The sequence below is a fragment of the Streptomyces katrae genome (assembly GCF_000966975.1).
Taxonomy (GTDB): Bacteria; Actinomycetota; Actinomycetes; order Streptomycetales; family Streptomycetaceae; genus Streptomyces; species Streptomyces katrae.
The window spans coordinates 1-5606 of the sequence record NZ_JZWV01001225.1; the positions used below are offsets into that span (position 1 = coordinate 1).

Below are 5606 nucleotides of genomic sequence, written 5' to 3' on the forward strand. Positions count from 1 at the left end.
CATCGGCACCCACCCCATGGCCGGCAAGGAGCGCTCCGGCCCGCTGGCCGCGACGGCGGACCTGTTCGAGGGCCGCCCCTGGGTGCTGACCCCGACCCGGGACACCGACCACGAGGTGCTGAACCTCGCGCTGGAGCTCGTCGCCCTGTGCCGGGCCGTCCCCGTGGTGATGGACGCCGACGCCCACGACCGGGCGGTCGCGCTGGTCTCCCACACCCCGCAGCTGGTCTCCAGCATGGTCGCCGCCCGCCTGGAGGAGGCCGACGAGACCGCGGTCCGGCTGTGCGGGCAGAGCATCCGCGACGTGACCCGGATCGGGTCCGGCTGTGCGGGCAGGGCATCCGCGACGTGACCCGGATCGCCGCCTCCGACCCCCGGATGTGGGTGGAGATCCTCTCCGCCAACCCCGGGCCGGTCGCCGACGTCCTCGCGGGCATCGCCGCCGACCTGGAGGAGACGGTGGAGGCCCTGCGCGGCCTCCAGTCCGCCGACGAGGCCAAGCGGCGGGGCGGGGCCGCGGGCATCGAGGACGTGCTGAAGCGCGGCAACGCCGGACGGGTCCGGGTCCCCGGCAAGCACGGCGCGGCGCCCATGGCCTACGAGACGGTCGGGGTGTTCATCAGCGACAAGCCCGGCGAGCTCGCGCGGATCTTCGCCGACGCCGGGCGGGCCGGGGTCAACATCGAGGACGTGCGGATCGAGCACGCGACGGGCCAACAGGCCGGTCTGGTCCAGCTCATGGTGGAGCCGCGGGCCGTCGCCGGCCTGACGGCCGAGCTGCGGGAGCGGGGCTGGGCGCTGCGCCAGCAGTAGCCCGGGCGCGGCGCCGTCGCCGGGGGCTCCGCCCCCGGCCCCCGCGCCTCAATCGCCGGCGGGGCCGTTGTGGCCGGCGGGGCCATGGGCCGGGACCGGGGGGTTCCGGGGCCCGGTAACCTGGTGAGGGGCGCTATTGGCGCGCCCGGACACGTACGCGCAACCAGGAAGGTGCCCGCACCGTGGAATCCGCAGCTCCGTCCGCCGTGATCGTCGCCATCGACGGTCCCTCCGGCACGGGCAAGTCCAGCACCTCCAAGGCCGTGGCCGCCAAGCTCGGGCTGCGCTACCTGGACACCGGTGCCCAGTACCGGGCCATCACCTGGTGGATGATCACCAACGGCATCGACACCGACGACCCGCAGGCGATCGCCCTCGCCGCCGGCAAGCCGGCCATAGTCTCCGGTACGGACCCCTCCGCCCCCACCATCACCGTGGACGGCCAGGACGCTTCCGGCCCGATCCGCTCCCAGGAGGTCACCTCCAAGGTCAGCGCCGTCAGCGCCGTCCCCGAGGTGCGCACCCTGATCACCGACCTCCAGCGCTCCATCGCCGCCGAAGCGGCCGCAGAGGCCGACGGCATCGTCGTCGAGGGCCGGGACATCGGCACCACCGTCCTGCCCGACGCCGACCTGAAGATCTTCCTGACCGCCTCCGCCGAGGCCCGCGCGGCCCGCCGCAGCGGCGAACTGCGCGGCAAGGAGGCCACGGACCTCGCCGCCACCAAGGAAGCCCTGATCAAGCGGGACGCCGCCGACTCCGGCCGCAAGACCTCCCCGCTGGCCAAGGCCGCCGACGCCGTCGAGGTGGACACCACCGAGCTCACCCTCGACCAGGTCATCGAATGCGTCGTGACCCTGGTGGAAGAGCGGCGGAGCAGGTGAGCGATACGCCCTCCCTCAAGGGTGCGGCGGTCGGCAGACGTATCGGAATCGGGCTCATGTACGGGCTCTGGAAGCCGCGTGTGCTGGGTGCCTGGAAGGTACCCGCCACCGGCCCGGTCATCCTGGCCGTGAACCACGCCCACAACATCGACGGCCCCCTGGTCATGGGCACCGCGCCCCGGCCGCTGCACTTCCTGATCAAGAAGGAGGCCTTCGTCGGCCCCCTCGGCCCCTTCCTGGAGGGGATCGGGCAGGTGAAGGTGGATCGCTCCGGCACCGACCGGACCGCGGTCACCCGGGCCCTGGAGGTCCTCGGCAACGGCGGGGCCCTGGGGATATTCCCCGAGGGCACCCGCGGCGACGGGGACTTCGCGTCCCTGCGCGCCGGCCTCGCCTACTTCGCGGTCCGCAGCGGCGCGCCCATAGTGCCGGTCGCCGTCCTCGGCAGCACCGACGCCAAGGGCCGGCTCGTCAAGGGCCTGCCCCCGCTGCGCAGCCGCGTCGACATCGTCTTCGGCTCCGCCTTCGAGGCCGGGGACGGCACGGGCCGCCGTACGCGGACCGCGCTGGACGCGGCCACCGTGCGCGTCCAGGACCGGCTGACCGCCCACCTGGCCGACGCCAAGCGCCTCACCGGGCGCTGAGCGAGACTTGAACCCAGTAGTGGTGCCCGCCCGTGCGGACGACACCACCGACCACCACGAACGACGAGGAACGGACTTCATGAACGACCAGCACGACCACGGAGCACTTGGCGACGCCGAGTACGCGGAGTTCATGGAGCTCGCCGCGGAGGAAGGCTTCGACCTCGAGGAGGTCGAGGACGCCATCGGCGAGGCCGGTCACGGACCGCTGCCCGTCCTCGCCGTCGTCGGCCGCCCCAACGTCGGCAAGTCGACCTTGGTCAACCGCATCATCGGCCGCCGCGAGGCCGTCGTCGAGGACAAGCCGGGCGTCACCCGCGACCGCGTGACCTACGAGGCCGAGTGGGCCGGCCGCCGCTTCAAGGTCGTCGACACCGGCGGCTGGGAGCAGGACGTCCTCGGCATCGACGCCTCCGTCGCCGCCCAGGCCGAGTACGCCATCGAGACCGCCGACGCGGTCGTCTTCGTCGTGGACGCCAAGGTCGGCGCCACCGACAGCGACGAGGCCGTCGTCAAGCTGCTGCGCCGGGCCGGCAAGCCCGTCGTCCTGTGCGCCAACAAGGTCGACGGCCAGAGCGGCGAGGCCGACGCGGCCTACCTGTGGTCCCTGGGCCTGGGCCAGCCGTACCCGGTCTCCTCGCTGCACGGCCGCGGCACGGGCGACATGCTCGACGCCGTCCTGGACGTCCTGCCCGAGGCCCCCGAGCAGACCTTCGGCGGCGCGCCGATGGGCGGCCCGCGCCGCATCGCCCTGATCGGACGTCCGAACGTCGGCAAGTCCTCCCTCCTGAACAAGGTGGCCCGCGAGGACCGCGTCGTCGTCAACGAGCTGGCCGGCACCACCCGTGACCCGGTCGACGAGCTGATCGAGCTCGGCGGGGTCACCTGGAAGTTCGTCGACACGGCCGGCATCCGCAAGAAGGTCCACCTCCAGCAGGGCGCCGACTACTACGCCTCGCTGCGCACGGCCGCGGCCGTGGAGAAGGCGGAGGTGGCGGTCATCCTGATCGACACCACCGAGTCCATCAGCGTCCAGGACCAGCGCATCATCACCATGGCCGTCGAAGCCGGCCGCGCCATCGTGATCGCGTACAACAAGTGGGACGAGCTGGACGAGGAGCGCCGCTACTACCTCGAGCGCGAGATCGAGACCGAGATGCAGCAGGTCTCCTGGGCGCCCCGGGTCAACGTCTCGGCGAAGACCGGCCGCCACATGGAGAAGCTGGTCCCGGCGATCGAGACCGCCCTCGCGGGCTGGGAGACGCGCGTCCCCACCGGCCGTCTGAACGCCTTCCTCGGTGAGATCGTCGCCGCGCACCCGCACCCGATCCGCGGCGGCAAGCAGCCCCGCATCCTGTTCGGTACCCAGGCGGGCAGCAAGCCGCCGCGGTTCGTCCTCTTCGCCTCCGGCTTCCTGGAGCACGGCTACCGGCGCTTCATCGAGCGCCGCCTGCGCGAGGAGTTCGGCTTCGAGGGCACCCCGCTGCACATCTCGGTGCGGGTGCGCGAGAAGCGCGGCGCCCAGTACAAGAAGAAGAAGTAGCGGCCGCGGGCCGGGGTCAGTAGCCCCGGCGCGGAGCGGGCGGCAGGGCCGCCGGGATGTGCTGCATCCCGGTGTGGTGCTGCCGCCCGTCGCCGTATCCGGAGCCCGGTCCGGCCCCGGACGCCGATACCGCGACGGCGGTCCCGGCGTGCGCGTACAGGGGCTGCGGGACGACCGGAGCGGGCGGGTACGCGGGCTGCCAGGGGTCGGCGCGCTGCCATGCGGAACCGTTCCACCCGGCGGCGTACGAACCGCTGCCGTGGGAGAGGCCGGAGGACCCGGAGTACGAGGACCCGGAGTACGAGGAGCCGTACGAGGACCCGTACGAGAAGGCGGTGAAGCCGAGGTCCTCCTCGCCGCTCCGGTCGCCCGGCAGGGCCCGGAAGGCCCGCAGGTACTCCGAGTACAGGGCGTCGAAGATCGGGGTGTGCGAGGCGGCCGGAGCGTGGTCCCGGTCCAGTGCGGGGCGCATCGGGGGGACGCTGCTCGGATGGGACGGGGCGCGGGAGGGGTCGTATGCATGCACGTATCAGCCAACGAAACGCGGGCCCTGCGGATGCGGGGTGACGGGGCGTAAAACGCAGATCGCCGGGGGTGCGCGGGACGGACCGCGCACCCCCGGCGCATGCCGCCCGGCCTCCTTCGTGGGGAGGACGGGCAGCCGTTTCCGGCGGGGAGGGAAGGCTTCGGGTTCAGGCGCCCGCGGCACCCGCGAGGGGCATGGAGGCCGCGACGAGCTTGCCGTTGCTCGCGGCCTTGTCCAGGGCGTCGCGGAGCAGGTCCTCGCGCGGCTGCTGGCCGATGGAGCCGACGGGGGCGGCGTACACCAGGACCCGCTGGGTCTTGTTGACCGCGGCCCGCCAGCCGTCGGTGACGGACAGCGCCTGGTGCGCCTGCCACCAGGAGGCCTGGGGGCCGCCGCCGACGCCGGGCTGGAGCACCGCGTGCAGCTGGCCGCCGGCGAGCAGGACGGACCAGCCCTCCAGGGCGGACGGCACCTGGTTGGTGTCGGTGACGGGGATGAAGCCCTGCTCGATGAGGAGCGGCAGGAAGTCGTCGCCGGGGCCGGTGGTGCCGGGGCGGGCGATCGGTGCGGTCGGCTCGACGACGAGCGCGGGGTGCAGCTCGCCGTTGATCAGGATGAGGCCGCTGGTGATGCCGAGGACGGCCTGGCCGCCGGGGACGCTCTGCGGGACCTCGCCGGCGGCCGCCTGCTCCGGGGCGGGGCTGTCACCGGTGATGCTGCGGACCGCACCCTGGAGTTCGGCCTCGGAGACCGTGACGACCTGGGAGGGGATGCAGCCGGCGTGGGCGAAGGCGAGGACGGCCGTCTCCTCCCCCACGAACAGCACGGTGCTCGTCGGGTCGGTCTCGGGGTCGCCGGGGGTGCGGCAGGAGGTGCAGTCGTAACTGCCCGGGGCGTCGTCGCCGGTGAGCAGCCTGTCGGCTTCTTCGTCACCGATCTCGGCACGTACCTCAAGACTGACGTCGAGCATGCGCGGCACGGGGGGGCTCCTCATTCGTGCGGAGGCCGGGGGGTTCCCGGCTCGCCGGGCTCAACGCCCGAGACTCGGCCGGGGTCACGCCGTTTGAGGGAACGGAATCGAACCGGCCACCCGAACGAGTGAACCGGTCGGGGGTGGCTTCGTTTTTGTGCCAACTGTTGCCTGCTTGTGCGCAGTTGGTGGCGAGTGCTGGCCGTTCGGGGGGTGGCGCGGGGGT

At 73.0% G+C, this 5606-nt stretch carries 5 protein-coding genes and 1 pseudogene; 4 read left to right on the forward strand and 2 right to left on the reverse strand.

Translation table 11 applies throughout. The features are described from left to right. From VR44_RS35275 to der, 4 genes and pseudogenes are all read left to right on the forward strand, one after another. Positions 1-813: pseudogene (locus tag VR44_RS35275) on the forward strand (prephenate dehydrogenase); the annotation flags it as partial. 182 nt (positions 814-995) lie between these two features. After that, positions 996-1697, forward strand: a complete 702-nt coding sequence (gene cmk, locus VR44_RS35280; protein WP_045951731.1) for a (d)CMP kinase — start codon at positions 996-998, stop codon at positions 1695-1697. Further along, complete coding sequence (locus VR44_RS35285) at positions 1658-2341, forward strand: lysophospholipid acyltransferase family protein (protein ID WP_045951732.1); 684 nt, start codon at positions 1658-1660, stop codon at positions 2339-2341. The genes cmk and VR44_RS35285 overlap by 40 nt, the downstream gene beginning before the upstream one ends. Positions 2342-2420: 79 nt before the next feature. Continuing rightward, positions 2421-3884, forward strand: a complete 1464-nt coding sequence (gene der, locus VR44_RS35290; RefSeq protein ID WP_045951735.1) for a ribosome biogenesis GTPase Der — start codon at positions 2421-2423, stop codon at positions 3882-3884. Positions 3885-3900: 16 nt separating this feature from the next. On the opposite strand, the gene VR44_RS35295 is transcribed toward der, so the two are convergent. Then, complete coding sequence (locus VR44_RS35295; RefSeq protein WP_245692771.1) at positions 3901-4356, reverse strand: hypothetical protein; 456 nt, start codon at positions 4354-4356, stop codon at positions 3901-3903. Between the two features lie 220 nt (positions 4357-4576). Continuing rightward, positions 4577-5389: a hypothetical protein gene (locus VR44_RS35300; RefSeq protein WP_045951734.1), complete on the reverse strand. Its 813-nt coding sequence runs from the start codon at positions 5387-5389 to the stop codon at positions 4577-4579. Positions 5390-5606 lie beyond the last annotated feature (217 nt).

Coding starts and splice junctions, on each gene's coding strand:
- der (WP_045951735.1), top strand. CDS start 2,421: ATGAACGACCAGCACGACCACGGAGCACTTGGCGACGCCGAGTACGCG.
- VR44_RS35285 (WP_045951732.1), top strand. CDS start 1,658: ATGCGTCGTGACCCTGGTGGAAGAGCGGCGGAGCAGGTGAGCGATACG.
- VR44_RS35295 (WP_245692771.1), bottom strand. CDS start 4,356: ATGCGCCCCGCACTGGACCGGGACCACGCTCCGGCCGCCTCGCACACC.